The 547-nt window shown below is 68.9% G+C and carries 1 protein-coding gene; it reads left to right on the plus strand.

Annotated features, from left to right (window positions below):
* The coding region (locus B0293_RS42795) for a DUF222 domain-containing protein (RefSeq protein ID WP_039920129.1) at window positions 1-547 on the plus strand (547 nt) is incomplete at both ends.

The following is a 547-nucleotide window of genomic DNA, read 5'->3' on the forward strand; positions in this document are numbered from 1 at the left end:
TCGCGAAGGCGGCGTCGGCGGGGATCGCGCAGTTGGAGGCGGTCCGGTTCCGGGCCATCGCCCAGCTGAACCGGCACCGCGACGGCGCGCGGAGTGTGGTGCAGGAGGTCGCGTTCGAGTTGTCTCTTGTGGACAATCACGTGGGAGCGATGGTCGCCGCCGCCGAGGCGTTGACCACCCGGCTGCCCCGCACCCTGAACCTGATGGACCAAGGCAAGCTGGCCGGTTTCAGCGCGATGAAAGTCGCCGCGGCCACCGCCTGGCTCTCAGACGAGAACGCCCGCGCCGCCGACACCCTCCTGGAAGACCGGTTGGAGGGCAGGAATCCCGATCAGATCCGGAAAGCGGCAAGCCACGCGGCCGACACCATCGACCGCGACGGCGCCGACGCGCGCACCGCACGCCACCGCGAAGGCCGCCGCCTCACCCTCCGCCAGGGCGAGACCGGGGTCGCCTCGATCGAAGTCGAAGACGGACCCGTCGAAAAAGTCACCGCCGCCTACCAGCGAATCGACCGCGAAGCCAGAACACTCAAAACCAGAGACGA

Origin of the sequence: Amycolatopsis azurea DSM 43854 (genome assembly GCF_001995215.1) — a bacterium.
GTDB classification, from domain to species: Bacteria; Actinomycetota; Actinomycetes; order Mycobacteriales; family Pseudonocardiaceae; genus Amycolatopsis; species Amycolatopsis azurea.